Source organism: Thermoactinospora rubra (assembly GCF_002093975.1).
In the GTDB taxonomy this organism is placed as follows: domain Bacteria; phylum Actinomycetota; class Actinomycetes; order Streptosporangiales; family Streptosporangiaceae; genus Nonomuraea; species Nonomuraea rubra_A.
Window position 1 is genome coordinate 1 of sequence record NZ_KZ084335.1, and the last position, 24,373, is coordinate 24,373.

The 24,373-nt window shown below is 70.6% G+C and carries 28 protein-coding genes; 15 read left to right on the forward strand and 13 right to left on the reverse strand.

Annotated features, from left to right (window positions below):
* Positions 1–144: 144 nt before the first annotated feature.
* The gene (locus tag BSB02_RS14350; protein WP_084959291.1) at positions 145–609 is read right to left on the reverse strand and encodes an Lrp/AsnC family transcriptional regulator; all 465 of its coding nucleotides are present in this window, start codon (positions 607–609) and stop codon (positions 145–147) included.
* Between the two features lie 121 nt (positions 610–730).
* Here BSB02_RS14350 and BSB02_RS14355 point away from each other — a divergent pair, with 121 nt between their 5' ends.
* Both BSB02_RS14355 and BSB02_RS14360 read left to right on the forward strand, forming a co-directional pair.
* Positions 731–1,618: a phenylalanine 4-monooxygenase gene (locus tag BSB02_RS14355; protein WP_084959292.1), complete on the forward strand. Its 888-nt coding sequence runs from the start codon at positions 731–733 to the stop codon at positions 1,616–1,618.
* A gap of 289 nt (positions 1,619–1,907) precedes the next feature.
* Positions 1,908–2,915 (forward strand): serine hydrolase, encoded by a 1,008-nt coding sequence (locus BSB02_RS14360; RefSeq protein WP_240506416.1) that lies wholly within the window; start codon positions 1,908–1,910, stop codon positions 2,913–2,915.
* Here BSB02_RS14360 and BSB02_RS14365 read toward each other — a convergent pair.
* The 5 genes from BSB02_RS14365 to BSB02_RS14385 are packed head-to-tail and all read right to left on the reverse strand — an operon-like array spanning position 2,890 to position 7,251.
* The gene (locus tag BSB02_RS14365) at positions 2,890–3,558 is read right to left on the reverse strand and encodes a response regulator transcription factor (RefSeq protein WP_084959293.1); all 669 of its coding nucleotides are present in this window, start codon (positions 3,556–3,558) and stop codon (positions 2,890–2,892) included. The genes BSB02_RS14360 and BSB02_RS14365 overlap by 26 nt on opposite strands.
* Positions 3,558–4,385: a phosphate ABC transporter ATP-binding protein PstB gene (gene pstB / locus BSB02_RS14370; protein ID WP_084959294.1), complete on the reverse strand. Its 828-nt coding sequence runs from the start codon at positions 4,383–4,385 to the stop codon at positions 3,558–3,560. The genes BSB02_RS14365 and pstB overlap by 1 nt, the downstream gene beginning before the upstream one ends.
* A gap of 30 nt (positions 4,386–4,415) precedes the next feature.
* Entirely contained in the window at positions 4,416–5,306 is an 891-nt protein-coding gene (gene pstA / locus BSB02_RS14375; protein ID WP_084959295.1) for a phosphate ABC transporter permease PstA, read from the reverse strand.
* Positions 5,306–6,250, reverse strand: a complete 945-nt coding sequence (gene pstC / locus BSB02_RS14380) for a phosphate ABC transporter permease subunit PstC (RefSeq protein WP_084959296.1) — start codon at positions 6,248–6,250, stop codon at positions 5,306–5,308. The genes pstA and pstC overlap by 1 nt, the downstream gene beginning before the upstream one ends.
* Positions 6,247–7,251 carry a PstS family phosphate ABC transporter substrate-binding protein gene (locus tag BSB02_RS14385; RefSeq protein WP_206184690.1) on the reverse strand — a complete coding sequence of 335 codons (1,005 nt, stop codon included), beginning with the start codon at positions 7,249–7,251 and terminating at the stop codon, positions 6,247–6,249. Before BSB02_RS14385 ends, pstC begins: the two co-directional genes overlap by 4 nt.
* Before the next feature lie 166 nt (positions 7,252–7,417).
* Between BSB02_RS14385 and BSB02_RS14390 the strand changes: the two genes are divergently transcribed.
* Together BSB02_RS14390 and BSB02_RS14395 are read left to right on the forward strand one after the other, a co-directional pair.
* On the forward strand, positions 7,418–7,882 hold the full coding sequence (locus tag BSB02_RS14390) for a low molecular weight protein-tyrosine-phosphatase (RefSeq protein WP_084959298.1): 465 nt from the start codon (positions 7,418–7,420) through the stop codon (positions 7,880–7,882).
* Positions 7,879–8,631, forward strand: a complete 753-nt coding sequence (locus BSB02_RS14395) for a fructosamine kinase family protein (RefSeq protein WP_084959299.1) — start codon at positions 7,879–7,881, stop codon at positions 8,629–8,631. Before BSB02_RS14390 ends, BSB02_RS14395 begins: the two co-directional genes overlap by 4 nt.
* Here BSB02_RS14395 and hisN read toward each other — a convergent pair.
* A complete protein-coding gene (gene hisN, locus BSB02_RS14400) occupies positions 8,609–9,403 on the reverse strand; it encodes a histidinol-phosphatase (protein ID WP_084959300.1) in 795 nt (264 codons plus the stop codon). The genes BSB02_RS14395 and hisN overlap by 23 nt on opposite strands.
* 77 nt (positions 9,404–9,480) lie before the next feature.
* Here hisN and BSB02_RS14405 point away from each other — a divergent pair, with 77 nt between their 5' ends.
* A complete protein-coding gene (locus BSB02_RS14405; RefSeq protein ID WP_084959301.1) occupies positions 9,481–9,936 on the forward strand; it encodes a DUF4442 domain-containing protein in 456 nt (151 codons plus the stop codon).
* 351 nt (positions 9,937–10,287) lie between these two features.
* Here the strand turns inward: BSB02_RS14405 and rsgA are convergent, their stop codons facing one another.
* The 3 genes from rsgA to BSB02_RS14420 are packed head-to-tail and all read right to left on the reverse strand — an operon-like array spanning position 10,288 to position 13,267.
* Positions 10,288–11,304: a ribosome small subunit-dependent GTPase A gene (rsgA, locus tag BSB02_RS14410; protein ID WP_084959423.1), complete on the reverse strand. Its 1,017-nt coding sequence runs from the start codon at positions 11,302–11,304 to the stop codon at positions 10,288–10,290.
* Position 11,305: 1 nt separating this feature from the next.
* Positions 11,306–12,562, reverse strand: a complete 1,257-nt coding sequence (gene aroA / locus BSB02_RS14415) for a 3-phosphoshikimate 1-carboxyvinyltransferase (RefSeq protein ID WP_084959302.1) — start codon at positions 12,560–12,562, stop codon at positions 11,306–11,308.
* 54 nt (positions 12,563–12,616) lie between these two features.
* Positions 12,617–13,267 carry a Uma2 family endonuclease gene (locus BSB02_RS14420; protein ID WP_084959303.1) on the reverse strand — a complete coding sequence of 217 codons (651 nt, stop codon included), beginning with the start codon at positions 13,265–13,267 and terminating at the stop codon, positions 12,617–12,619.
* A 95-nt stretch (positions 13,268–13,362) separates the two neighbouring features.
* On the opposite strand from BSB02_RS14420, the gene BSB02_RS14425 reads away from it, so the two are divergent.
* Both BSB02_RS14425 and BSB02_RS14430 read left to right on the forward strand, forming a co-directional pair.
* Positions 13,363–14,109, forward strand: coding sequence for an SOS response-associated peptidase (locus BSB02_RS14425; RefSeq protein WP_084959304.1), 747 nt, complete (start codon positions 13,363–13,365; stop codon positions 14,107–14,109).
* A gap of 158 nt (positions 14,110–14,267) precedes the next feature.
* A complete protein-coding gene (locus BSB02_RS14430; protein ID WP_084959305.1) occupies positions 14,268–14,600 on the forward strand; it encodes a TraR/DksA family transcriptional regulator in 333 nt (110 codons plus the stop codon).
* 16 nt (positions 14,601–14,616) lie between these two features.
* Here BSB02_RS14430 and BSB02_RS14435 read toward each other — a convergent pair whose 3' ends face one another.
* The gene (locus BSB02_RS14435; protein WP_084959306.1) at positions 14,617–15,348 is read right to left on the reverse strand and encodes a class I SAM-dependent methyltransferase; all 732 of its coding nucleotides are present in this window, start codon (positions 15,346–15,348) and stop codon (positions 14,617–14,619) included.
* Positions 15,349–15,559: 211 nt separating this feature from the next.
* Here BSB02_RS14435 and BSB02_RS14440 point away from each other — a divergent pair, with 211 nt between their 5' ends.
* The 6 genes from BSB02_RS14440 (at position 15,560) to BSB02_RS14465 (ending at position 20,988) form a co-directional block, all read left to right on the forward strand.
* A complete protein-coding gene (locus BSB02_RS14440) occupies positions 15,560–16,165 on the forward strand; it encodes a sigma-70 family RNA polymerase sigma factor (protein ID WP_084959307.1) in 606 nt (201 codons plus the stop codon).
* The gene (rsrA, locus tag BSB02_RS14445; RefSeq protein WP_084959308.1) at positions 16,162–16,425 is read left to right on the forward strand and encodes a mycothiol system anti-sigma-R factor; all 264 of its coding nucleotides are present in this window, start codon (positions 16,162–16,164) and stop codon (positions 16,423–16,425) included. The genes BSB02_RS14440 and rsrA overlap by 4 nt, the downstream gene beginning before the upstream one ends.
* A gap of 235 nt (positions 16,426–16,660) precedes the next feature.
* Positions 16,661–17,986 (forward strand): HD-GYP domain-containing protein, encoded by a 1,326-nt coding sequence (locus BSB02_RS14450; RefSeq protein WP_084959309.1) that lies wholly within the window; start codon positions 16,661–16,663, stop codon positions 17,984–17,986.
* Positions 17,983–19,248: an HD-GYP domain-containing protein gene (locus tag BSB02_RS14455; protein ID WP_084959310.1), complete on the forward strand. Its 1,266-nt coding sequence runs from the start codon at positions 17,983–17,985 to the stop codon at positions 19,246–19,248. The genes BSB02_RS14450 and BSB02_RS14455 overlap by 4 nt, the downstream gene beginning before the upstream one ends.
* A 100-nt stretch (positions 19,249–19,348) precedes the next feature.
* Entirely contained in the window at positions 19,349–20,737 is a 1,389-nt protein-coding gene (locus BSB02_RS14460) for an acetyl-CoA carboxylase biotin carboxylase subunit (protein ID WP_420855854.1), read from the forward strand.
* Positions 20,738–20,775: 38 nt separating this feature from the next.
* Positions 20,776–20,988 carry a biotin/lipoyl-binding carrier protein gene (locus tag BSB02_RS14465; RefSeq protein WP_084959312.1) on the forward strand — a complete coding sequence of 71 codons (213 nt, stop codon included), beginning with the start codon at positions 20,776–20,778 and terminating at the stop codon, positions 20,986–20,988.
* On the opposite strand, the gene BSB02_RS14470 is transcribed toward BSB02_RS14465, so the two are convergent.
* On the reverse strand, positions 20,978–21,361 hold the full coding sequence (locus BSB02_RS14470; RefSeq protein WP_084959313.1) for a thioesterase family protein: 384 nt from the start codon (positions 21,359–21,361) through the stop codon (positions 20,978–20,980). The two genes, BSB02_RS14465 and BSB02_RS14470, sit on opposite strands and share 11 nt — an antisense overlap.
* On the opposite strand from BSB02_RS14470, the gene bsaP reads away from it, so the two are divergent.
* Positions 21,360–21,539, forward strand: a complete 180-nt coding sequence (bsaP, locus tag BSB02_RS43870; RefSeq protein ID WP_084959314.1) for a biotin synthase auxiliary protein BsaP — start codon at positions 21,360–21,362, stop codon at positions 21,537–21,539. The genes BSB02_RS14470 and bsaP overlap by 2 nt on opposite strands.
* 234 nt (positions 21,540–21,773) lie before the next feature.
* Complete coding sequence (locus BSB02_RS14480) at positions 21,774–23,255, forward strand: serine/threonine-protein kinase (protein WP_240506418.1); 1,482 nt, start codon at positions 21,774–21,776, stop codon at positions 23,253–23,255.
* A gap of 1 nt (position 23,256) precedes the next feature.
* Here the strand turns inward: BSB02_RS14480 and BSB02_RS14490 are convergent, their stop codons facing one another.
* The gene (locus BSB02_RS14490) at positions 23,257–24,363 is read right to left on the reverse strand and encodes an NAD(P)-dependent alcohol dehydrogenase (RefSeq protein WP_084959316.1); all 1,107 of its coding nucleotides are present in this window, start codon (positions 24,361–24,363) and stop codon (positions 23,257–23,259) included.
* Positions 24,364–24,373: the final 10 nt, after the last annotated feature.

Consider the following 24,373-nt stretch of genomic DNA (forward strand, 5'->3'; position numbering starts at 1 on the left):
GCACAAACAGTAAAGGGGGGGCTGCCCGGCAGGGCGGCCCCCCTTCTTGTGTTAGGGGGGCTACCCGGAGGGGTGGCCCCCTTTTTTTTTTCTGTGTGAGGGGGGCTGCCCAGACCGGGCGGCCCCTTTTGTCATTTCTGGCTTTTAGCCGGTGCGGACGGCCGCGTCCAGCAGAGGCTCGATACGGTACGGGATCTGCGTGGACAGCGCGATGGTGGTGTCCGTGCGCTGGACCGCCGGGGAAGCGAGAATCGCCGCGATCACGTCCTGAAGGTGATCCGTACTCCGGGCCACCACCCGGCACAGCAGGTCGTGCTGCCCGCTCGTCCCATGGACCTCCAGGATCTCCGGCACTCCCCGCAGAGCCTCGACCGCCTCCGTCAGGCGTCCCTGGGCGATCTGGAGCGAGACGAACGCGAGGATGGGATACCCGGCGCGGGCGGCGTCGACGGTGGGGCCGAAGTCCGCGATGATCCCCCGCGCGGTGAGCTTCTCGACCCGAGCCTGGACGGTGCCACGCGCGACGCCGAGGAGGCGTGCGAGTTCCGTGAGGCCGATGCGGGGATGGGCGCGCATGGTCGTCAGGAGTCGGGTGTCGAGGGCGTCCATGGGCTCACCTCTGCGCGATTCGACCAGTCATTGGCGGCTTGTGCCGTGCGGAACTAAGCGTATCGACCAGGGAAACTGGGCGCTCTTGCCAGGGATTCGGAGAATTGCTGTCATTTAAGGCATGTTCGAGGAAGCGCAGTACTTCGCCCCGGTGTCTACCACCGAGGAGGGCGACGTCGTGGTCGAGCTGGCCGCCTCCCACCCGGGGTTCGCCGATCCGGTGTATCGCGCCCGGCGCAACGCGATCGCTGCGCTGGCGCTGAACTACCAGCGTGGCATGCCGATCCCCGAGGCCGAGTACACCGAGCAGGAGCACGGCGTCTGGGCCAGCGTGGTGCGGGAGCTGGCGGTCAAGCACCGCAAGTACGCCACGGCCGAGTACCTCGCCGCGGCCGAGCGGCTCGGGCTGCCGGAGGACAGGATCCCGCAGCTGCAGGAGGTCAGCGATCTGCTCCACCCGCTGACCGGGTTCCGGTATCTGCCCGCCGCCGGGCTGGTGCCGCTGCGCGAGTTCTACGGCGTGCTGGCCGACGGGTACTTCCACTCGACCCAGTACATCCGCCACCACTCCGTGCCGTTCTACACGCCCGAGCCCGACGTCATCCACGAGGTCATCGGGCACGCCAATGCGCTGGCGTCCGACCGGTACGCGGCGCTCTACCGGCTCGCCGGACAGGCCGCCCGGCGGGTCGAGAGCGAGGAGGCGCTGGAGTTCGTGTCCAAGGTCTTCTGGTTCACGCTCGAGTTCGGCGTGATGGCCGAGGACGGGGAGCTCAAGGCGTACGGCGCGGGCATCCTGTCCTCCTACGGGGAGATCGAGGAGTTCAGGGGGATGGACATCCGGCCGCTGGACATCGCGGCCATGGGCACCACCCAGTACGACATCACGAAATATCAGGATGTGCTGTTCCGGGCCGAGTCGCTCGCCCACCTCGAGGACGTGGTCGGCGGCTTCTGGGCGACCTGTGACGACGACATGATCGCCAAGCTGGTGGCCGACAGGGCGTGAGCCGCCCCCCGGTCCCGCCGTCCGATCCGATCCCGCCGTTCGTTCCGGTCCCGCCGTTCGTTCCGGTCCCGCCGCTGAAGGGCTGACCTGGCCGGTCCGTTTCGCCGTACGGCGGGCCTGGCCGCCCGAACTCCGCCGTTCTCCGCCGCGTCCAAGAACCAAAGGGATGTGTTCCTGGGCGTCTCTCCTCGAAGGGTGCGCCTGCGAAAGGCGCGTTCCCTGACAAAGCGCCCCGCCTGAGGAAACGGCGGGGCGCGACGGGGTAGTCGCGGTGGTGGGTGGTGAGAGCGTGGTCAGGACATCGGTGGCCAGGGTTCTCGCGGTGGGGCTGGCGACGGCCCTGGCCGCGAGCGGCTGCACCCGCTCCGGCGCACCGGGCGACCCGGACGCCGCCGGCCGTGGCTCGCCACATGCCGGCGCCTCGCCGCACACCCCAGACAGCGTCCCACCCCACACCCCAGACAGCGTCCCACCCCACACCCCGAGCAGCGCCCCACCCCACACTCCGGCCAACGCCTCCCCCGAGCCCGCCACGATGCGGGCCACCCCCACCGCCAAGCCGGCCGCCCCGCCCGTCGACGCCCGCCGCATCACCGCGCGCCTCGACGCCTTCCTGAAGCGCCGCCCCGGTCCCGTCACCGCCATGGTCAAGGACCTCGACACCGGCCGGACGTACCGCTACCACCCCAGACAGCGCCTGATCACCGCGAGCACCGCCAAGGTCCAGATCCTCATGGCCCTGCTCCTCAAGACCCCCTGGGCCAAGCTGAGCGACGCGACCAGGCACGACGCCGACATCATGATCCGCCACAGCGACAACGAGGCGGCCGACCGCCTGTGGACGCGCATCGGCGGGGCGCCGGGCTTCACCAAGGCGGGCAGGCGCCTGGGGCTCAAGCACACCCAGGGCGTCGCGGGCGACTGCCTCGACCTGTACTGCTGGGGCATCACCCGGACCTCGGCCGAGGACCAGATCCGCCTCATGGCCGCGCTCGACTCACCCCGGAGCCCGCTCGCCGCGGCGGACCGCGACCAGGTCAAGCGCCTGATGACCAAGGTGATCCCCGAGCAGAGGTGGGGCGTCAGCGCCGCCGCCTGCGCAGGCGAGGAGACGGCGCTGAAGAACGGCTGGCTGAAGCGCGTGTCGACCAAGAAGTGGGCCGTCGTGAGCGTCGGCCTCATCGCCGGGCGCTACGCCGTGGCGGTCCTCACCGAGGGCAGCGCCGAGGCCCACCACGGCATCGCCACGGTCGAGGGCGTGGCCAGGCGCATCATGTCCGGGTTCCGGACCTGCTGAGCCGGTAGCCGACGCCGCGCACGGTCTGGATGAGCCGGTCCTCGTCGTCGCCCAGCCGGGCCCGCAGGCGTTTGACGTGCACGGCGATGGTATTGGTGGAAGCGTTGTCCGTCGAGTGCCACACGTTGCGCATGATCTGCTCGCGCGTCACCGTGCGGTCGGCGTTGCGCATCAGGTAGTGCAGCAGCTCGAACTCGCGCAACGGCAGGTGGACGGCGCGGCCGTCGACGCGGACCTGGTGGGCGACGACGTCCAGCTCGACGCCGCCGACGCACAGCACGCGCGGCGCCGCCTGGATGAACGGCAGCAGCTCAGGCACGCGGTACGGCCTGGCCACGACCGCGGACGCCCCGGCGGCGAGCGCCTCGACGGCCTGCTCGGCGTGCCCCTCGCCGACGCCGAGCAGGACCGGTACGGCTCGCGCGAGCCGTACCGCGCGGACGAACTCCACGGCGCCGATGACCGGCAGCGTGGCCGAGACCAGCACCACGTCGGGTTGCAGCGCCCCGGCCTGCAGCAGCGCCTGGGCGCCGTCGCTCGCGCCCACGACCGAGACGCCCTCGCGTTCCAGCTCCGTCGCCAGCTCCTTGACGACGTTCTCGTCGGGGTCGGCCGCCAGCAGGACGGGCAGCTCGGCGGCCATCAGCCGAAGCGCCCCGTGATGTAGTCCTCGGTGCGCTTGTCGGAGGGGTTGGTGAAGATCCGGCTGGTCTCGTCGAACTCGACGAGGCGGCCGTGCCGTACCCCCTGCTCGTCGACCTCGGCGGTGAAGAACGCCGTGCGGTCGGACACGCGCGCCGCCTGCTGCATGTTGTGCGTGACGATCACGATGGTGTAGTCGCGCTTGAGCTCCTGCATCAGGTCTTCGATCTTGGTGGTGGCGATCGGGTCGAGCGCGGAGCAGGGCTCGTCCATGAGGATGACCTCGGGCTTGACCGCGATGGCGCGGGCGATGCACAGGCGCTGCTGCTGGCCGCCGGACAGGCTCAGGGCGTTCTGCTTGAGCTTGTCCTTGACCTCCTCCCACAGGGCCGCCTTGGTGAGGGCGTCCTCGACGATGTCGTCCATCTTGCCCTTCATGCCGTTGACCCGGGGGCCGTAGGCGATGTTGTCGTAGATGGACTTGGGGAAGGGGTTGGGCTTCTGGAAGACCATGCCGATGCGGCGCCGTACCTCGATGGGGTCGACGTGGTCGCCGTAGAGGTCCTCGCCGTGGTAGGTGATCTTGCCTTCCGCGCGTGCGCCCGGGATGAGGTCGTTCATCCGGTTGAAGCAGCGCAGCACCGTGGACTTGCCGCAGCCCGAGGGGCCGATCATGGCGGTGATCTCACGGTTGCCGATCGTCATGTCGACGTTGCGGACCGCCTCGTAGTCGCCGTAGAACACGCTGAGATTCGACACGGTGAAGACCGGGTCGAGCGCCTCGATGGTGCGCGGCGCCTCGGGGCCGCGAACGCTGACGTTCGGCATGGAGATTCCTATCTCAGACAATGTGGGTCCTCACCACCGCTTCTGGTAGCGGTTTCTGAGCCAGATGGCGACGGAGTTCATCAGGAGCAGGATGGCCAGCAGGATCACGATCGCCGCCGCCGCGATGACGTGGAACTCGGGCCGCGACTGGGCGATCAGGTAGTAGATCTGCACGGGCAGCACCGAGAAGCTGCTGTCCAGGCCGTCGGGGTTGAAGCGGACCAGGGTCGCGGCGCCCAGCAGCATGAACGGCGCGGCCTCGCCGATCGCGCGGGACAGCGCGAGGATGGAGCCGGTCGCGATGCCGGGCACCGAGGCGGGCAGGACCTGCCGCCAGATCGTCTGCCACTGGGTGGCGCCCAGCGCCAGCGAGCCCTCGCGGATGGAGGGCGGCACGGCCTTGATGGCCTCGCGCGAGGCGATGATCACGATGGGCAGCACCAGCAGCGTCAGCGTCAGCGCGCCGGTCAGCACGGACGGGCCCAGGCCCATGGTCCTGGAGATGATGCCGAGGCCGAGGATGCCGTAGACGATCGAGGGCACCGCCGCCAGGTTGGAGATGTTCAGCTCGATCAGGCGGTTGTACCACTTGGTCTTGTCGGCGTACTCCTCCAGGTAGACCGCGGCGAGCACGCCCGTGGGCAGGGCGAACAGCGCGGTCAGGCCGACCACCCAGACCGTGCCGGTGATGCCGGACAGCACGCCGGAGCTGTCGGGCCGGCGGATGGAGGGGAAGTTCTCCCACAGCCGGGCGTCCAGGCGCGGCCAGCCGCGGTTGACCACGTACACCAGCAGGACGGCCAGGACGCCGAGCGCGATCAGCAGGCTGGCCAGCAGCATGAGGCGGAACAGGTGCTCCTTGAGCGGGCGTCCCTGTCCCGCGAGCTGTACGGCGGAGCGCGGCGTGGACAGGACAGCCATCAGTCGTACACCTCACGGTACTTCTGCACCATCCGGGCGCTGAACCAGTTCATCGCGAAGGTCATGAGGAACAGCAGCGTCCCGACGGCGAAGATGGTCTTGTAGCCGATCGAGCCGACCGGGTTGTCGCCCGCCCCGGCCTGGGCGATGAAGGCGGCCATGGTGGCCATCTCGTTGGCGGGGTTGAAGGTGAAGATCGACCGGGAGCCGGCCGCCACGACGACGATCATCGTCTCGCCCGCGGCCCGGGAGATCGCCAGGATGACGGCCGCGATGATGCCGGAGAACGCGGCGGGCACGACCACGCGCACCGAGGTCACCATCTTCGAGGCGCCCAGCGCGAAGGAGCCCTCCCGCAGCGAGTTGGGCACCGCCGACATGGCGTCCTCCGACATGGACGCGACGATGGGGATGATCATCACGCCCACCATGAGCCCGGCCGCCAGGGCGTTCTTGCCCTCCAGGTTCAGGAAGGGGAACCAGTCCTTCAGCAGCGGCGTGACGAAGGTCAGCGCGAAGAAGCCGAACACGACCGTCGGCACGCCCGCGAGGACCTCCAGCACCGGCTTGAAGATCTTGCGGACGCGCGGGGTGGCGTACTCCGACAGGTAGATCGCCGAGGCCAGGCCCAGCGGCACGGCCACGACGATCGCGATGACCGTGATCTCGAGGGTCGCCACGATGATCGGCCACACGCCGAAGCTCGGCGGGTTGAACAGCGGCCCCCAGCTGGTGGAGCCGAAGAACTCGCCGATGCTCACGGCCTGGAAGAACTCGATGGTCGGTTCGAGCAGGGCGCCGACGATCCCGATGGTCGTCGCGATGGACAGCAGCGCGGCGGCCAGCAGGAGCGCCTTGACGACCAGCTCTCCGTAACGCGGGCGCGACCGCGCCAGGGACCTTCCGTTCCCCCGCGCGGTCGCTCGGTGCTGCGCCATCATCATCCGGCCGTCTTCAGGGCGGCCACGTCGCTCTTGAGCTTGGCCTCCTGCTCGGCGTTGAGCGGGATGAACTTGGCCTCCTTGGCCAGCGTGCCGATGTTGCCGACCAGGTAGTCGAGGAAGGCGGCCACCTCGGGCCGCTTCACCGCCGTGGTCGACGGGTAGATGTACAGCGGGCGCGACAGCGGGACGTAGGTGCCGTTCTGCGCGTTCTCCACGCTCGGCGCGACGCAGCCCTTGCCCGAGTCGATCTCCAGGGCCTTGAGCTTGTCCATGTTCTCTTCGTAGTAGGTGAAGCCGAAGTACCCCAGGCCGCCCTTGGCGCCGGCGACGCCGGTGACGATGTCGTTGTCGTTCTCCGAGGGGCTGTAGTCCTTGCGGCTGGCGCCCTCCTCACCGTTGATCTCGTCGGTGAAGTAGTCGAACGTTCCGGAGTCGGTGCCGGGACCGAACAGCTTGAGCTCCTCGGCCGGGAACTTGGGGTCGACGTCCTTCCAGGTCTTGACCTTGCCCTCGGCCGCCGGCTCCCACATCTTCTTCAGCTGCTCGACGGTCAGGCAGGTGGCCCAGGTGTTCTCCTTGGGCACGACCACGGTCAGGGCGTCGGTGGCCACGGTCAGCTCGGCGAACTTGATGCCCTTAGCCTCGCACGCGGCCTTCTCCTCGTCCTTGATCGGACGGGAGGCGTTGGAGATGTCGGTCTCGCCGGCGCAGAACTTCTCGAAGCCGCCGCCGGTGCCGGAGGTGCCGACCGGGACCTGGACCTTCGGCTGCTCCTCGCCGAACGCCTCGCTGGCCACCTGGATGAGCGGGCCGACCGTGCTGGAACCGTCGATCTTGATCTGGCCGCTCAGCTCCTGCTGCGCGCCCGCGTCGGCGGACTGGGCCGGAGCGCCGGACTGTTGGGCGGTCGAGTTCCCGCCGCCGCTGCCGCAGGCCGCCGAGAGGGAAACGACGAGGGCGGCCGTCGCCACACCAAGGAGGCGGCGCTGTCCACTGGTCACGGTATGTGTCCTTCTCCGTGTTGAGATCCCATGTTTCGTTACACACAGACCAAACCAGTGGAAAGTGAACGGAAATGAAACGAGCTGTGACCGATGGCGGAAGAGGCGTGCGGGCTCGTGTGAATACCGCGTCAAGCTGCCCGGCCGGGTACGGCATGCTGGTCGCATGACGTATCGCGTGTGCTTGGTGTGCATGGGGAACATCTGCCGCTCGCCCATGGCCGAGGTGGTGCTCCGCCGTACTCTGGCCGACCACGGGCTGGACGACGTCGTGGTGGAGAGCGCCGGGACCGGCGGCTGGCACGTCGGCGAGCCGATGGACGAGCGGGCGCTCGCGGTGCTGACCGCCCACGGGTACGACGGGTCCTCGCACCGGGCCAGGCAGTTCGCCAGGGACTGGTTCGACCGGTTCGACCTGGTGCTGGCGATGGACAGCGAGAACCTGCGGGCGCTTCGCCGTATGTCCGATAATGTGCGGCTTTTTCGATCTTTTGACCCGAATGCTCCGGAAGGGGCGGAGGTGCCGGACCCCTACTACGGCGGGCCGGAGGGCTTCGAGGAGGTGCTGCGCCAGGTGAAGGCGGCCTCGGAGGGGCTGGCCAAGTACATCGCCGAGCAGCGCCGCCCATGAGGCCGGTGGCGCACCGGCGCGAGGGCCTGCCGGACGGGCGGCGCGTCTTCGTCAAGACCGGTCCCGTTTCCCCGTTGTTCACCTCCGAGGCGGCCGGGCTGCGGTGGCTGGGCGACATCGCGGCCACCGTCGTGGAGGCGGGCGAGGACCACATCGTCGTGGAATGGGTGGACACCGAGCCGCCCACGCCGGAGGCGGCCGAGCGCTTCGGCCGCGACCTGGCCCGCACGCACCTGCTCGGCGCCGACGCCTTCGGCGCGCCCTGGCCGGGCTTCATCGCCGAGCTGCCCATGGACAACTCGCCGTCGCACTGCTGGCCCGAGTTCTACGCGCGCCAGCGGGTGCTCCCTTTCGTACGGCAGGCGCGGCTGCCGGCCGGCGACGTGCGGCTGATCGAGCAGGCCGTGGAGCGCTTCCCGGAGGTCGCCGGCCCCGCCGAGCCGCCCGCGAGGATCCACGGCGACCTGTGGAGCGGCAACGTGCTGTGGTCCGGCGGCCGATGCGTGCTGATCGACCCGGCCGCGCACGGCGGCCACCGGGAGACCGATCTGGCCATGCTGGCGCTGTTCGGCGCGCCGTACCTGGACCGGATCCTCGGCGCCTACGCCGAGGCGGCGCCGCTCGCGGACGGGTGGCGCGAGCGGGTGCCGCTGCACCAGCTGCACCCCCTGCTGGTGCATGTGGTGCTCTTCGGCGGCTCCTACCGCGACAGCCTGATGAGCGCGGTCAGGAAAGTCTTGTCGCTGTGAGCTTGGCCAGGACCTCCTCGTGGAGCAGGCCGTTGGTGCACACCAGGCTGCCGCCGTCCAGTGACCTGCCGCCGGACAGGTCGCTCCACCGGCCTCCCGCCTCCTCCACGATGACGGTCAGCGCGGCGATGTCCCACGGGGACAGCTCAGGCTCGGCCGAGATGTCGACGGCGCCCTCGGCGACCATCATGTGCGACCAGAAGTCGCCGTAGGCGCGGCTGCGCCAACATGACCTGTTGAGGTCGAGGAAGTTGTCCAGCAGACCCTGCGCCTCCCAGCCGGCGAAGCTGGAGTAGGAGAAGGAGGCGTCCTCGAGTTTGCCGACGGACGAGACGCGCATGCGGGTCGCCTTGGTCAGGCTCTTGCCCGTCCACGCGCCGCCGTCCCTGGCCGCCCACCAGCGCCGCCCCAGCGCGGGCGCGGACACCAGCCCCACCACGACCCTGCCGTGCTCCACCAGCGCGATCAGCGTCGCCCAGACCGGGACGCCGCGCACGTAGTTCTTCGTGCCGTCGATGGGGTCGATGATCCACGACCTCGCGCCCCAGCCGGTGGAGCCGAACTCCTCGCCGACGATCGCGTCACGCGGCCTCGCCCGGCGCAGCGTGCCTCTGATCGCCTCCTCGACCGTCCTGTCGGCGTCGCTGACCGGGGTCAGGTCCGGCTTGGTCTCGATCTTCAGGTCGACGGCCTTGAAGCGGCGCAAGGTCATGTCGTCGGCTGCGTCCGCCATGACATGCGCGAGGCGTAGATCGTCGCTGTAACCCGTCACGAAGAGCCACGCTACCGTGCGTGGGCGGTCGCCACCTAGCCTGCCCGCTGTGGCTACCAGCCAGTAGCATAGTGCGCATGTCTTTCGCCATGGACTTCGACATGGGTGCCTTCCTCCAGGAGACCGTCCCCTTCGTCCGCACGCTCGGGATCGTCTACGACAAGATCGAGAACGGCGTGGCGGTCTGCCGCCTCCCGGACCGGGCCGAGCTGCACAACCACGTCGGCGGGCCGCACGCGGGAACGCTGTTCACGCTGGCGGAGTCGGCTTCGGGCGCGGCGGTGCTGTCGGTGTTCGGCGACCAGCTCTCGCGTGCCGTACCGCTGCCGACGACGGCGACGATCCGCTTCCGCAAGGTCGCCCAGGGCGAGGTCGTGGCGGAGGCGAAGCTGCTGGCGTCGCGCGACGCGGTGCTGGGGCGGCTGGACGCGGGGGAGCGGCCGGAGTTCGACGTGGTCGTGGAGGTGCGCAACGCCGAGGGTGTCGTGGTGTCGGAGCTGACGGTCACCTGGACGCTTCGGCCCAACCGCTGAGGGTTCCCGGGCACCTCCGGGCGAGTGGCCGGCCGCCGTCGCCCAGGCGTGCGCCCGTCCTCATGCGGGACCAGGTAGAGGATGGGTTGGGAGGTGCTGCAGGGGAGGCTTGTGGAGCTACTGTAGGGGATGGGCCGTCCGCTGTTGCCCAGGCGCGCCCGTTCTCCTGCGACGCCTACGGCGGCCCGCCCCTTACTCCTTTAACCACCCCTTGGTCCTGCATGAGGTCGGCGGGGCACGAGGGCGGCGGCGGCGAAGGGAGCACCCCTGGAGTCGCCCAGAAAAGCCAGAAGCCGGAAAAGCCGGAAGGCTAGGAAGCCGGCAAGCCCGCAAACCCCCGGTCGAGCCGCCTCAAGCCTCGGCGCCCTCCCGGCTGGCCAGCAGCCGCCGCAGCGAGTCCAGGCGCGCCCGGTCGGCATGGCCCGCCTCGACCCATGCGTCCAACGCGCATCCCTCGCCCAGATGCGTGCACCCCTTGGGGCACTCCACCGTCCCCTCCACCAGATCGGGGAACGCCGCCACGACCGTCTCGGTTGAGATGTGCGCCAGCCCGAAGCTGCGCACCCCCGGCGTGTCGATGATCCACCCGCCTTCCGGGAGGCGCAGCGCCACCGCCGACGTCGAGGTGTGCCGCCCCCTCCCCGTGACGGCGTTGACCTGCGCCACCGCCCGGTTCGCATCCGGCACGAGCGCGTTGACCAGCGTGGACTTCCCGACGCCCGAATGCCCGACCAGCACGCTGATCCGGTCCACCAGGTGCTCCCGCAGCTCGTCGAGCGAACCTCCCTTGTGCACGACGACATAGGGCACCTCGAGCGGCGCGTAGAGGGCCACGATCTCGTCCGGCGGCGCGAGGTCGGACTTGGTCAGGCACAGCAGGGAGTCGATCTCGGCGTCGAAGGCCGCCACCAGCATGCGGTCGATCATGCGCGGCCGGGGCGGCGGGTCGGCCAGCGCCGTGACGATGACCAGCTGGTCGGCGTTGGCCACGATGGGACGCTCGACGCCGTCGTCGGTGTCGTCGGCCGACCGGCGCAGGATGGAGCGGCGCTCCTCGACGCGGACGATGCGGGCGAGCGTGTCGGGATTGCCGGAGGTGTCGCCCACGAGCGCCACCCGGTCGCCGACCACGATGCCCTTGCGGCCCAGCTCGCGGGCCTTCATCGCGACGACGTCGCGCTCGCCCTGGCGGCGGCCGCGCCGTCCGCCGCCGTCGCCGGACACCAGGCAGGTGTAGCGGCCGCGGTCGACCGCGACCACGAACCCCTCGACGGCGCTTTCGTGCGCAGGACGGATGCGGGTCCGCGGCCGGGAGCCCCGTCCCGGCCGGACCCTGACGTCGTCCTCGTCGTACTCCCTGCGGCGCAGGTCAGTCCCCCAACATCTCGGCCCACATGCGGGCGAACTCCGGAAGGGTCTTGCTGGTCGTCGCGATGTTCTCCACCTCGACACCCGGCACCCTGAGCCCGATCACGGCGCCCGCGGTGGCCATGCGGTGGTCGTCGTAGCTGTGGAAGACGCCGCCGTGCAGCGGGCGCGGGCGGATGACGAGGCCGTCGCCGGTCTCCTCGGCGTCGCCGCCCAGCCGGTTGATCTCGGTGGCCAGGGCCTTGATCCGGTCGGTCTCGTGGCCACGGATGTGCGCGACGCCCCGGATGCGGCTCTCCGAGCGCGCCAGCGCGGCCAGCGCGGCGATGGTGGGCGTGAGCTCGGCCTCGTCGCGCAGGTCGGCGTCGATGCCCTCGATCTCGCCCGTGCCGGTGAGGGTCAGGCCGCGCTCGTCGAGGGAGACCGTCGCGCCCATGCGGGTGAGCAGGTCGCGCAGCGCGTCGCCGGGCTGGGTGGTCGCCTGCGGCCAGCCGGGGATCGTCACCGTGCCGCCCGCGATCATCGCGGCGGCCAGGAACGGCGCGGCGTTGGACAGGTCGGGCTCGACCACCAGGTCGCGGGCGGCGATCGGGCCGGGCTCGACGCGCCAGACGTCGGGGGTGGAGTCGTCGACCTCGACGCCGGCCGCCCTGAGCATCTGGACCGTCATCGCGATGTGCGGCATCGAGGGCACCGGCGGGCCGTCGTGCCTGATCGTGACGCCCTTGTCGAAGCGGGCGGCCGTCAGCAGCAGCCCGGAGACCAGCTGGGAGGAGGCGGAGGCGTCGATCGTCACCTCGCCGCCCTGGATCGGCCCGCGGACGGTGAACGGCAGGGCGTCGTTGTCGACGTGGGCGCCGAGCGAGCGCAGGGCGTGGAGCAGCTGGCCCATCGGGCGCTTGCGGGCCTGAGGGTCGCCGTCGAAGAACACCTCGCCGTCGGCGAGGGCGGCCATCGGGGGCACGAAGCGCATCACCGTGCCGGCCAGGCCGACGTCGATGCGGGCGCCGCCGCGCACGGGGCCGGGGGTGACGCGATAGTCGGGGCCGTCCTCGGCCAGCTCGGCGCCGAGCGCCCGGAGCGCCTGGACCATCAGGTCGGCGTCGCGGCTGCGCAACGCCTGCCGTACGACGCCTGGACCGTCGGCGAGGGCGGCCAGCAGCAGCGCCCGGTTGGTGACCGACTTGGAGCCGGGCAGCGCGACGGTGGCGGAGACCGGCGCGGTCGCCGTGGGCGCGGGCCAGAGCGGAAGGGACATGCTCAAAGCCTACTGGGAGCCGGTACGGCGCAGCTCCAGCCTGTGGACAACCTCTCAGAGGAAGATCGAGGTGTCGAGGGAGAAGTCGACGGGGTCGGGGATGTGGAGGGGCTTGCCCATGGTCACGGCGGTGGAGGTGGTGTAGGCGCCGTCCTTGGGATCGCTGAAGATCGTAACGGTGGGCGGAGCGGCGATGGGGTCAACGAGGAGGTAGAGGGGAATGCGTGCTACGGCATAGGCGATGCGCTTTTCCTCGCGGTCCTGGGTCTGGCTCCCGTCGGAGACAACCTCTCCCACCATGATCACGCCGCTCGCGAACACCTCTCTGACCCCCCAACGGGGCGCATCAGGCGGAGCGATGACAAAGTCGGGCGCGTATGGCTCACGGGTGCCGTCCATGACGATGTCCAGACCCGCGTATGCCTTCCAGCCACGGCTGATGGCATGTGGACGCAGGGTCGCGCCCAAGGCCAGCGCGATGTCTTGGTGTTCGGGGGTGCCGAGGGGGCTCACGATCAACCTTCCGTTAATGATCTCGGCTCGCAGCTTGGTGCGGCCGACCAGCTCGTCGTATATCTCGCGGAGCGTCGTCAGCTCCTCCTCGCCTTGAGTGGCGGGGGGCGCTTCGACGGACGAAGAGGACTCCTCCGGCTGGGGGGCCGGTGTGGGACGGGTGCGGGCCTTGCGTGAAGCTGAGGTGACCATGGTTTCCGTATCCCTTCGTGACCTCTTCGGCACTCAGAGTTTCCCACAGCCGGATCGCACATGCGAGCGAAAGCCGTACGTGGCAGTGTGGTGATATGTGCGGCCGATACGCCTCAACCAGAAAGAAGCACGAGCTCCTTGAGGAGTTCCGGGTCGAGCAGGACGCCGATCCGGACATCGAGCTCGGGCCCGACTACAACGTCGCCCCCACCAAGAAGGTGTACGCGGTGATGAGCCGCGTGCCCAAGGACGCCGAGCGCGCCGTGAGGCAGCTCAAGATCGTGAAGTGGGGGCTGGTGCCGCCCTGGGCGAAGGACCCGTCCATCGGCTCCAGGATGATCAACGCCCGGCTGGAGACCGTGGCCGAGAAGCCGTCCTTCCGCCAGGCATTCGCCAAGCGCCGGTGCCTGCTCCCGGCCGACGGCTTCTTCGAGTGGATGCCGGTCGAGGGAGACAAGAAGAAGAAACAGCCGTACTTCATCCACCCGGCCGACGGGGGGCTGATGGCCATGGCCGGGCTGTACGAGTTCTGGAAGGACCCCACCCGCGACGACGACGATCCGCTCAAGTGGCTCGTCACGTGCACCGTCATCACCACCCAGGCGCAGGACGAGGCCGGGCGCATCCACGACCGCATGCCGATGATGATCGAGCCGGAGCGGTGGGGCGATTGGCTGGACCCCAAGCTGACCGACCCGCAGCAGGCCAGGACGCTGCTGGTGCCCGCCGGCTCCGAGCGGCTGGTGGCCTATCCGGTATCGACGGACGTCAACAACGTGCGCAACAACGGCCCTGAGCTCATCAAGCCGCTTCCGCCCGAAGAAGAGGTGGCGCTTTTCTAAACAGGCGGTGTAAGAAGGTCGTCAAGTGGGCATCCGGTGAGAAAAAGCGATGACTGTGCGTCACCGCCGACAAATGCCCCCTAACTGCGCCGGGCGGGACTGCCGGGGAGTCTCGCCTCCAGGCTGCCCCCCACCTACCCACCCGGAGGTGCGGACTCGTGGACGTCACGACCGCTCGTGAGCGACTGGAGAGCATGCTCGCCGACATCGACCGATCCATCGCGGTGCTGAGCGGAGACCCGGTGGCCGTACGGGAGAGGTCGGCGGCCGACGCGGGCTCCGATCTGACCGACGCCGACCGGGCCCAGGCCATGCTGAGCGTCGCCACGTCGCACCGCCGCGCGGTGCTCGACGCGCTCAAGCGCATCGAGGAGGGGTCGTACGGCAAGTGCGTCGACTGCCACAGGCCCGTGCCGGAGGGCAGGCTGGAGGCCCGCCCAGAGGCGGCCAGGTGCGTGAACTGCCAGGCCAAGCTCGAAAAGCGCCGCTGACCCCCGCCCCGAGCCGCTAGGGCTTCTTGGTCGCGCTGGCCACCAGGTGGATGCCGACGGTGTCGTCGTCGTCCGGGTTGGCGCTGAGCTCGGTGCGCACCAGCCAGGCCAGCGCCCTGGCGTCGGAGGCCAGGACGTGGTCCACCGTCGAGGGCGACAGCACGGTGCGCGGCCGTACCCAGTCCACCTCCAGCCCGGCGCCCTTCAGCAGCTCCCGCAGCTGCGTGCTGCTGAAGCAGCGGGTGATGCTGCCGTCGGGCCACGGCACGAGCATGACCTCGCCGGAGACCCGCAGGTGGTCCCAGCGGCCCTGCTCGGCCAGGATCGCCATGCCCAGCACCAGCGAGTCGACGCATACCAGCGCCCGCCCGCCCGGCTTGAGCACGCGCGCCACGTCCGCCATCGCCGACTCGGTCATCAGCTCGATCGACATCGCGCGTTCCTCGGCCACCACCGCGTCGACGCACTCGTCCGGCAGGAACGACAGGTCGTCGGCGCGGACCTGGCACACCCGCGTGTCCTGCAGCCGGCGTTCGGACCGGCGGAAGTCCAGCACCTCGATCACGCGGTGCCCGGCCCTGGCGGCCTGGCTGGACCAGCGGCCGCGGCCGCCGGACAGGTCGAGGACCACCGAGGGGCTGTCGGGCAGCCACCGATGGAGCTGTTCGGCGGCGACTGCGCGGTAGAAGGTCCAGTACGGCCCGAGCGTCCCTGAGCCGTTCAGCTCCTCGGCCGGAATGGGCAGCACACGCGACTCCTGGGGTTAAGGAAATGGCTACCTGCCGGTACGTATAGGTTTTCCCCGCACCGGGTCGTTCGTCACTTCCCATCTTGCCGGGAACAGACCGGCGCGCGGGCGTGTTGCGACGAGCATGCTCACATTGGCCGACCCACGGGAACAGGTATCCTCCCCTGAGTACGGTGTTCCGCCTCGGCGGGCCACCGGTGATCTTAGGGGGGTGGGTCCGGTGTCCGCGACAGGCGCGGAGACTCTGGAGCAGCGCAGTGAGCGGTTCGAGCGCGACGTCATGCCGTATCTCGACCAGCTCTACTCCGCCGCGCTCCGGATGACTCGGCATCCGGCCGATGCGGAGGACCTCGTCCAGGAGACCTTCGCCAAGGCCTTCGCCTCCTTCCACCAGTTCCAGGAGGGGACGAACCTCAAGGCCTGGCTGTATCGCATCCTGACCAACACCTTCATCAACAGCTACCGCAAGAAGCAGCGCGAACCCAAGCAGTCCGGCACCGAGGAGATCGAGGACTGGCAGCTGGCGCGCGCCGAGTCCCACACCTCCAGCGGCCTGAAGTCGGCCGAGGTGGAGGCGCTGGAGCACCTGCCCGACGGCGACATCAAGCAGGCACTGGCCGAACTGCCCGAGGAGTTCCGCATCGCGGTCTACCTGGCAGACGTGGAGGGATTCCCGTACAAGGAGATCGCCGACATCATGGGCACGCCCATCGGCACGGTGATGTCGCGGCTCCACCGCGGCCGCAGGCAGCTGCGGACGCTCCTGGAAGACTACGCCCGCGAGCGCGGTCTCGTCCCGGCGGAGGGATCCAAATGAGCTGTGGCGACCCGCACGACAAGGACTGTCGCGAGGTCCTCGACAAGGTCTACGCCTACCTCGACGGCGAGCTCGACGAGCACGACTCCTTCGACATCAGGCAGCACCTGGAGGAGTGCAGCCCCTGCCTGAAGGAGTACGACCTCGACAAGGCCATCAAGGCCCTGGTGGCCAAGCACTGCGGCTGCGACCCGGCGCCGGCCGAGCTGCGCGAGAAGGTCCTCGAACGCATCAAACAGGTCCGCGCCGAGCTGTCCTGACCACGCCGGGCGGTCGGCGGGTCGCCACTGGTAGTGGCTTGATTACGCTTTGCTTGCGATTCCCGCGTCGGCCTGCTTGCGCCGAGCCCTTTCTGTACCGTGACACACATGTTGTGGAAGGTGAAAGGTGTCGCAGCGTGGCTGATCGCGCTCGCGGTGCTCGTCGCGCTGGCGAACGGCGGAAGCCTCGTGCCGCCAGGGGTCTCCTGGACCTGATCCGTTCCGGGGGGCCGCCATGCGCGAACTGCCGTGGCCCGCAAGGGTCTATCTGGTCGCCGTCCTGACGGCGGCCACCGTCTTGATCGCACGCTCCGACGTGCCCGCCGCCTGGGACGTCCTGCTCGTGCTGGGCCTGCTGTTCCTGGTGTGCGAGTCCATGCCGACGCTGCTGAACGTGGAGCAGTTCGCGGTGTCGGTGAGCTTCTCCGCGTCGCTGGCCGCGGTGGTGCTGGTGGGCGCCGAGGGCGCGGCCCTGGTGGGGCTGACGGCGGTGTTCTCGGTACGGCCCGGCCTGCCGCTGGTCAAGCGCCTGTTCAACGGGGCGCAGTTCGCCGTCTGCGGGTATGCGGCGGGATGGGTCTACGAACAGTTCGGCGGCGTGTCGGGCGTGCCGGAGGTCGACGAGTTCGACCGGCTGATCGGCCCCTACGCGGCGGCCACCGCGGTGTTCGTCCCGCTGAACATCCTGCTGACGCTCACCATGGTGAAGCTGGCCACCCGGGGCGAGGTGCCGCTGCGCGGCATGGGCCAGTTCCTGCTGTCCTACCTGGGCTACGGCACCTTCGGGCTGCTGGTGGCGGGGCTGTGGGCGACCGTGCAGTCGATCTCCGCGGTGCTGGTGCTGCTGCCGCTGTTCGTCGCCCGCTGGGCCTTCGGCCAGTACCACGCGCAGCAGCGCTCCTACGACGCCACCATCGCCGCGCTGTGCCAGGCGGTGGAGACCAAGGACTACTACACCCGCGGCCACTGCACCCGCGTGTCCCTGGCCTCCACGATGATCGCCCAGGAGATCGGCATGGGCGCCGAGCGGCTGCGCGCCATCCGCTACGCGGGGATGCTGCACGACGTCGGCAAGCTGGGCGTGCCCACCAAGGTGCTGCAGAAGGACGGGCCGCTGACCGAGGAGGAGTTCGCGGCCATCCAGCTGCACCCGATGCGCGGCCTGGAGATCGTGCGCGGCATCGACTTCCTCGACGAGGCGTTCGAGGGGATCATGCACCACCACGAGCGGCACGACGGCAAGGGCTACCCGATGGGGCTGGCCGGCTCGGAGATCCCCGAGTTCGCCCGCATCATCGCCGTGGCCGACGCCTTCGACTCCATGACGTCGGTCCGCTCCTACCGCGGCGCCCGGCCCGTCGCCGAGGCGGTCGAGGAGCTGCGCAAGTGCGCGGGCACCCACTTCGACCCGGCGATGGTCGACGCGTTCGTCAGGGCGCTGGAGCGCCGGCCCTGGCAGCCGCCCAGCCGCGTCGTCACCGTGCCGGACGAGGCGACCGAGACCGCGGCCAAGGACCACGACGACCCGACGATGCCGATCGAGGTGCTCAGCGGCGGATGAACCCCACCCTGCGCGGACTGGACTCCGGCCAGCTGCTGCTCATCGCGGCGGCCGGGCTGCTGGCCGTGGCCGGGGTGGCGCACACCGCCGCCGTCGGGCTCGTCCAGCCGGAGGTGGCCATCGGCTTCGGCGCGCTCATCGCCGTGGGCGAGCTGGCCAGGCTCACCATGCCGGGCAATCGGGAGGTGGCGCCCATCGGCGCGGCGGCCGCCCTGGGGTACACGCTGCTGCTGGACATGAGCGACGAGCCGCTCACGCACGACGCCTTCCAGGTGGTGGCGGTGATCTCGGCCGGGATGATCGCCGGGGCGCTGCCCCACCTGGCCGTCGGCCGCCCGCCGCGCCTGGACGCCGTCGCCCGGCGGCTGCTTGTCGGCGCCATGCTGGCCTTCGCGTTCCGGCCGCTGGCCGACACCCTCTACGCGACCACCCATTCGCTCGATCCGACCTGGTGGCCGGCCCTGGGCGTCATGGTGGTGCTCATCGCCGTGACGCTGCTGGCCGACGTGCTGGTCGCCGCGGCACTGCGGGCCGAGCAGGTGCGCACGGCCTTCCGCGTCGCGGTGCGCGACGAGATCAACATGGCCTTCCCGCTGGGCGCGGCGGTGGCGGCGTCCGGCGTGCTGCTGGCGCTGGCCGCGCACAGCATGGACATGGTCGCGTTGCTCGTCTTCGCGGCTCCGCTGCTGGTCACGCAGGTGGCCTTCCGCAAGTACGCGGGGATCCGGGCCACGTACCTGCAGACGGTCCGCGCGCTGTCGCGGGTGACGGAGGTCGGCGGCTACGTCGAGCCGGGGCACTCGCGGCGGGTCAGCAAGCTGGCCGTGGCCGTCGGCCGCGAGCTGGGCATGGCCGAGCCGGAGCTGCTGGACCTGGAGTACGCGGCGCTGATGCACGACATCGGGCAGCTGTCGTTGCGCGACCCGATTCCCAGCGGGGCGACGGTGCTGACGGACCCGCAGCAGGCGCGGCGCATCGCGGAGCTGGGCGCGGCGGTCATCAAGCAGACGGGGGTGCTGGACTGGGTGGCCGAGCTGGTGCGCCGCCAGTGCGACTCGGTGGCCGAGGACCCGCCGCTGTCCAGCCGCGTCATCAAGGCCTGCAACGCCTACGACGACCTGGTGGGCGGGTCGACCGACCGCGACCGCGCCCATGCCGCGCTCGAACGCATCCGGCTGGGGGTGGGCACCGACTACGACCCGGCGGTCATCGAGGCGCTCGCCCGGGTCGTGGATCGCCTGACGCCGTTGCACCGGTTGTGACGCTCTCGCGCGCATGCCCCGCATTGTGGGATTCCTACAGATCGCATCCTCCGGATCGGTGGTCTGCGAGGAAAAGGCAACCCATGCGGCGGGCCGTAATGTGGTCGGCGTGCTTAGTGAGACGCTTGGACCCGTCCTGATCGCCAACCGCGGAGAGATCGCCCGGCGCGTCATCCGCACCGTCCAGCGGCTGGGCCTGCGCGCCATCGCGGTGCACTCCGAGGCCGACGCCGGCCTGCCGTTCGTCCGCGAGGCCGACGAGGCCGTCCTGCTGGGCCCCGCCAACCCCGCCCAGAGCTACCTCGACGTCGCCAAGGTCCTGGAGGCGGCGCGGTCCACGGGCGCGAGGGCGATCCACCCCGGCTACGGCTTCCTCTCCGAGAACGCCGCCTTCGCCCGTGCCGTCGCCGAGGCGGGCCTGACGTGGATCGGCCCGGCGCCCGAGGCGATCGAGCGGATGGGCGACAAGATCAACGCGCGCAACCTCATGGAGCAGGCCGGCGTCCCGGTGGCCGCGGGCACGAGGGAGCCGGTGACCGACCTGGCCCAGGCGCTCGCGGCGGCACAGGAGATCGGCTACCCGGTCATGGTGAAGGCGGCCGGCGGCGGTGGCGGCATCGGCATGGGCGTGGCGCACGACGAGGCCGGGCTGGCCAAGGCGTTCGAACAGGCGGCCAGGGCGGCGGCGCGGTTCGCCGGCGCCGCGGCGGCGGGCGGCGAGGGCGACGCGCTCGCGGCGCCCGCGATCCTGCTGGAGCGCTACATCGAGCGTGCCAGGCACGTGGAGGTGCAGATCCTGGGCCTGCCCGACGGGCGCGTGCTGGCCCTGGGCGAGCGGGACTGCTCGGTGCAGCGCCGCCACCAGAAGGTCGTGGAGGAGTCCCCCTCGCCCGGCATCACCCCCGAGCTGCGCGAGCGGATGCTGGCCGCCGCGGTCCGCGCCGGCGAGGCGGTCGGCTACCTCGGCGCGGGAACGGTCGAGTGCCTGGTCGACGCCGACAAGCAGGACTTCGTCTTCCTGGAGATGAACACCCGCCTCCAGGTCGAGCACCCGGTCACCGAGATGGTCACCGGCCTGGACCTGGTGGAGCTGCAGCTGCGGATCGCCGCCGGGGAGACGCCCGAGGTCACGGTGGAGCCCAGGGGGCACGCCATCGAGTTCCGCGTCTACGCCGAGGACCCCAAGCGGTTCCTCCCCGGCCCCGGCGCCATCACGACGTGGAAGGAACCCGAGGGCGAGGGCGTGCGGGTGGACTCCGGCTACGAGAGCGGCACGACCGTCACGCCGTTCTACGACCCGCTCATGGCCAAGCTCGTCGTGTACGGCGACAGCCGCGCCGAGGCGCTGCGGCGGGCGCGCGAGGCGGTCCAGGCGTTCGTCGTCGAGGGCCCGAAGAACAACCTGCCGTTCTGCGCTGAACTGCTGGAGAATGCGGAGTTTGTCAGCGGCGAGTACGACACGGGCCTGGTCGGCCGCATGCGGGCCTGACCCGCGTGTCATTGTTGGTTCTGGAAAGGGGAGCACAGATGGCGGAAGTCCGGGCCGAGATGGTGGCCAACGTGTGGAAGGTCGTCGTGAGCGAGGGCGACAGCGTCTCCGAGGGCGACACGCTGGTCATCCTGGAGTCGATGAAGATGGAGATCCCGGTCCTGGCCGAGGACGACGGCGTGGTGGCCCAGCTGAAGGTGGCCGAGGGCGACGTGGTCCAGGAGGGCGACCTCATCGCCGTCATCGACTAGCGATCCTCGCCAGAAACTTCTCGCGGTCGACGACCACGCGCTCGACGGTGCCGCGGCCGACGACCCTGCCCCGCTCGCGCGCCTGGAAGCCGAAGACCAGCCGCCGGCCGTCGACCCGGGTCAGCTCGACGTCGACCTCGACGTGGGCGCCGAGCGGGCTGGCGGCGAGGTGCTCCAGCTCCACGCGGGTGCCGACCGAGGTCTGCCCGGGTTCGAGGCGGTCGCGCAGGGCCTCGACCGTCGCCCGCTCCGCCAGCGCCAGGAGGCGGGGCGTGGCCAGCACGGGCACGTCGCCGCTGCCGACCTTCTGGGCGGTATCCTCCCGCTCGACCATGATGAGGAGCGAGGCGCGAAGACCGGGAGCGAGCGTCATGACCTCAGCCTACTGCGATCACTGCGGCGGCCCCGCGGAGGATGATCACGCGGCGTGCGCGCGGGCGCGGGCGATGGAGCCGCCGCGGTACTGCCCGCACTGCCGTCGCCGCCTCGTCGTGCAGGTGACCCCGACGTCCTGGTCGGCGCGGTGCGCCGAGCACGGCCTCCTTCAGTGATTTCTCCGATCGGGCGCAGGCCAGCACGGTAGGGTTTATCCGAGCTTGTGATGATTCTTGTGATGCTGGTGAGGTAAAGTCCGTAAACCCTGACTTCTGCGTCGCCTCGACGCGAGTCCGTTGTGTTGGGGTTGGCGAGTTAGGAGAGGCAGGGGCAACGGGGGAGAGATGGCTGGCCAAGGTACGACGCTTGCGGGAAGGTATCGGCTCGACACCCGCATAGGCGCCGGTGGCATGGGCGAGGTCTGGCGCGGGGAGGACATCGTCCTGGCGCGCACCGTCGCCGTGAAGGTGCTGCTCCCTGGCCGCACGACCGATCCCGGCTTCGTCGCGCGCTTCCAGGCCGAGGCCCGCGCGATGGCCACCGTCAACCACCCGGGCGTCGTCGACGTCTACGACTACGGCGTCAGCGGGGACAACGTCTACCTGGTGATGAAGTTCGTCGACGGCGAGCCGCTCGACCGCCTGCTCACCCGGCTGGGCCGCATCGCCCCCGAGTCCGCCATGGAACTCGTCGCCCAGGCCGCCTCGGCCCTGCAGGCCGTCCACGACCAGGGCATCGTCCACCGCGACGTCAAGCCGGGCAACCTGCTGGTCCAGCGCGACGGCACGCTCGTGCTCACCGACTTCGGCATCGCCCGGGCGGATGCGGGCAGCCGCCTCACCGACGCGGGCATGGTGCTGGGCACCGCCGCCTACTGCGCGCCCGAGCAGGCCGAGGGCATGCCCGTGACGCCCGCCGTCGACATCTACGCGCTCGGCGTGGTGGCCTACGAGTGCCTGGCCGGGGTGCGGCCCTTCGACGGGGACAGCGCCGTCACGATCGCGCTCAAGCACATCCGCGAGACCCCGCCGCCGCTGCCGCCCGACATTCCGGCCCCAGTGCGGGCGCTGGTGGAGCGGGCGCTGTCGAAGGACCCCGCGGCGCGCTTCCCCAGCGCCGCCGCGATGAGCACCGCCGCCCGCCAGGTCGCGATCGGCGCGGCCCACCTGGGCGACCTGGAGCCGGTCACCACGGGCGCCACGATGGCCCGTCCCGAGCCGCCGCCCCGGCCCGAGAACACCACGCTGGAGGCCGCTCCGTCACGGCGCGGCCGCCGCGCGTCCAAGGCCCGCAGCAGCAAGGGCGGCCTGGTGGCGGGCATCGCCGTCGTGGCCGTCCTCGGGGTGGGCGCGGGCGCGTTCGCCATCACCGGCGGCGAGATCCTCAATCCCACGCCCACACCCACGTCGACCAACGTCGGCGCCGTCGGCAAGACGTCCTCCATCTCGAAACCCCCCAAGTCGCCTACCAGGAACCACCAGACGCGGCCCTCGGAGACCAAGCCCACGGTCCGGCCCTCCATGGAGGATCCCGAACCGTCGCAGGAGCCTTCGACGTCCGAGCCCACGAAGACCGAGCCCACCAAGCCCACGGTCTCGCCCACCAAGCCGACCACCACGCCGACGGTGCAGCGCAAGAAGATCCCGCCGGTCTACCACCTGACCCCGGCCGCGGCCCAGGAACTGCTCAGGAAGGCGGGCTTCAAGCAGGTCAACACCTTCAAGGACCACGACCCCGACTGGAAGGGCTGCGTGAAGATCGGCGCGGTGGAGCCCGAAGTGGGCACCCTCCACCCGATCGACAAGAAGATCACGCTGACCGTGATCGAGGACATCGCCTGCTCGGTCAGCCCGTCGCCGTCCACGAGCCCGTCGCCGACCAAGACCCCCTAGGCTAGAAAACGATCACCGGCTTGACGGCCTTTCCGGCGGCCATGTGCTCGGCGGCCAGGGCGATGTCGTTGAACGCGTAGTGGAAGATCAGCCTGTCCACCGGCAGGCGGCCGTCGCGCACGAGCCGGACCAGGGCGGGGATGAATGTCTGCGGCTCGCCGTCGCCCAGGGTCAGGCCCGTCACCCGGCGGCCGGGGAGCATGGCGTTGACGTCCAGGGCGACCTCCGTGCCGAACGGCGGCGCGCCGACCAGCACGAGCGTGCCGCGCGGCGCGAGGGCGTCGGCGCCCTTGCGCACCACGGCGACGCTGCCTGTGGTGTCCACGACGCCGTCGGCTCCCCGCCCGCCGGTGAGGTCGAGGATCGCCTCGGTCACGTCGGCCTCCCCGACGTCGACCGTGTGGGTCGCGCCGACCTCGCGGGCCAGCCGCAGGCGTTCGCCGATCCTGTCGACGGCGACGATCGTCGTCGCGGGCGTGAGCGCTGCGGCCATGACGGCCGACAGCCCGACGGCGCCCGCGCCCAGGACCGCGACGCAGCTGCCCGGCTCCGGCCGCAGCACGTTCCAGATCGCGCCCGCCCCGGTCTGGACCCCGCAGCCCAGGGGCGCGACGGACTCCAGCGGCACGGCGGGGTCGACCTTCACCATGCTGCGCCGGTCCACCAGGGCCCGTACGGCGAGGGAGGACTGCCCGAAGAAGTGGCCGCCCAGCGGGACGCCGTCGCGGCTGATCGTGGCGTTGCCGTCGGCGCGGCGGCCCCCGATGAGGTTCAACGGCAGCCAGGCGGCGCAGTAGGCGGGATGGCCTCCCCGGCAGTCGCGGCAGTGGCCGCAGGAGGTGAACGACAGCACGACGTGGTCGCCGGGCGCGATGTCGGTGATCGCCGATCCGACCGCCTCCACGACGCCCGCCCCCTCGTGGCCGAGCACGCCGGGCAGCGGGAACGGCAGCGCGCCCGCGGCCACGCCCAGGTCGGTGTGGCACAGGCCCGCGGCCACCATGCGGACGACCGCCTCGTCCGGCCTTGGCTCGTCGAGTTCGACCTCGGTCAGGGTGAACGGCGCGCCGGCCGATTCGACGACGGCGGCCCGGGTCGGTGTGCTCATGACGCGCTCC

Coding starts and splice junctions, on each gene's coding strand:
- BSB02_RS14390 (WP_084959298.1), top strand. CDS start 7,418: ATGACGTATCGCGTGTGCTTGGTGTGCATGGGGAACATCTGCCGCTCG.
- bsaP (WP_084959314.1), top strand. CDS start 21,360: ATGACCTCAGCCTACTGCGATCACTGCGGCGGCCCCGCGGAGGATGAT.
- pstB (WP_084959294.1), bottom strand. CDS start 4,385: ATGCCGAACGTCAGCGTTCGCGGCCCCGAGGCGCCGCGCACCATCGAG.
- pstA (WP_084959295.1), bottom strand. CDS start 5,306: ATGGCTGTCCTGTCCACGCCGCGCTCCGCCGTACAGCTCGCGGGACAG.
- BSB02_RS14395 (WP_084959299.1), top strand. CDS start 7,879: ATGAGGCCGGTGGCGCACCGGCGCGAGGGCCTGCCGGACGGGCGGCGC.
- BSB02_RS14405 (WP_084959301.1), top strand. CDS start 9,481: ATGTCTTTCGCCATGGACTTCGACATGGGTGCCTTCCTCCAGGAGACC.
- BSB02_RS14420 (WP_084959303.1), bottom strand. CDS start 13,267: ATGGTCACCTCAGCTTCACGCAAGGCCCGCACCCGTCCCACACCGGCC.
- BSB02_RS14350 (WP_084959291.1), bottom strand. CDS start 609: ATGGACGCCCTCGACACCCGACTCCTGACGACCATGCGCGCCCATCCC.
- BSB02_RS14480 (WP_240506418.1), top strand. CDS start 21,774: ATGGGCGAGGTCTGGCGCGGGGAGGACATCGTCCTGGCGCGCACCGTC.
- pstC (WP_084959296.1), bottom strand. CDS start 6,250: ATGATGATGGCGCAGCACCGAGCGACCGCGCGGGGGAACGGAAGGTCC.
- BSB02_RS14425 (WP_084959304.1), top strand. CDS start 13,363: ATGTGCGGCCGATACGCCTCAACCAGAAAGAAGCACGAGCTCCTTGAG.
- BSB02_RS14455 (WP_084959310.1), top strand. CDS start 17,983: ATGAACCCCACCCTGCGCGGACTGGACTCCGGCCAGCTGCTGCTCATC.
- BSB02_RS14365 (WP_084959293.1), bottom strand. CDS start 3,558: ATGGCCGCCGAGCTGCCCGTCCTGCTGGCGGCCGACCCCGACGAGAAC.
- BSB02_RS14470 (WP_084959313.1), bottom strand. CDS start 21,361: ATGACGCTCGCTCCCGGTCTTCGCGCCTCGCTCCTCATCATGGTCGAG.
- BSB02_RS14355 (WP_084959292.1), top strand. CDS start 731: ATGTTCGAGGAAGCGCAGTACTTCGCCCCGGTGTCTACCACCGAGGAG.
- aroA (WP_084959302.1), bottom strand. CDS start 12,562: ATGTCCCTTCCGCTCTGGCCCGCGCCCACGGCGACCGCGCCGGTCTCC.
- BSB02_RS14450 (WP_084959309.1), top strand. CDS start 16,661: ATGCGCGAACTGCCGTGGCCCGCAAGGGTCTATCTGGTCGCCGTCCTG.
- rsrA (WP_084959308.1), top strand. CDS start 16,162: ATGAGCTGTGGCGACCCGCACGACAAGGACTGTCGCGAGGTCCTCGAC.
- BSB02_RS14490 (WP_084959316.1), bottom strand. CDS start 24,363: ATGAGCACACCGACCCGGGCCGCCGTCGTCGAATCGGCCGGCGCGCCG.
- BSB02_RS14465 (WP_084959312.1), top strand. CDS start 20,776: ATGGCGGAAGTCCGGGCCGAGATGGTGGCCAACGTGTGGAAGGTCGTC.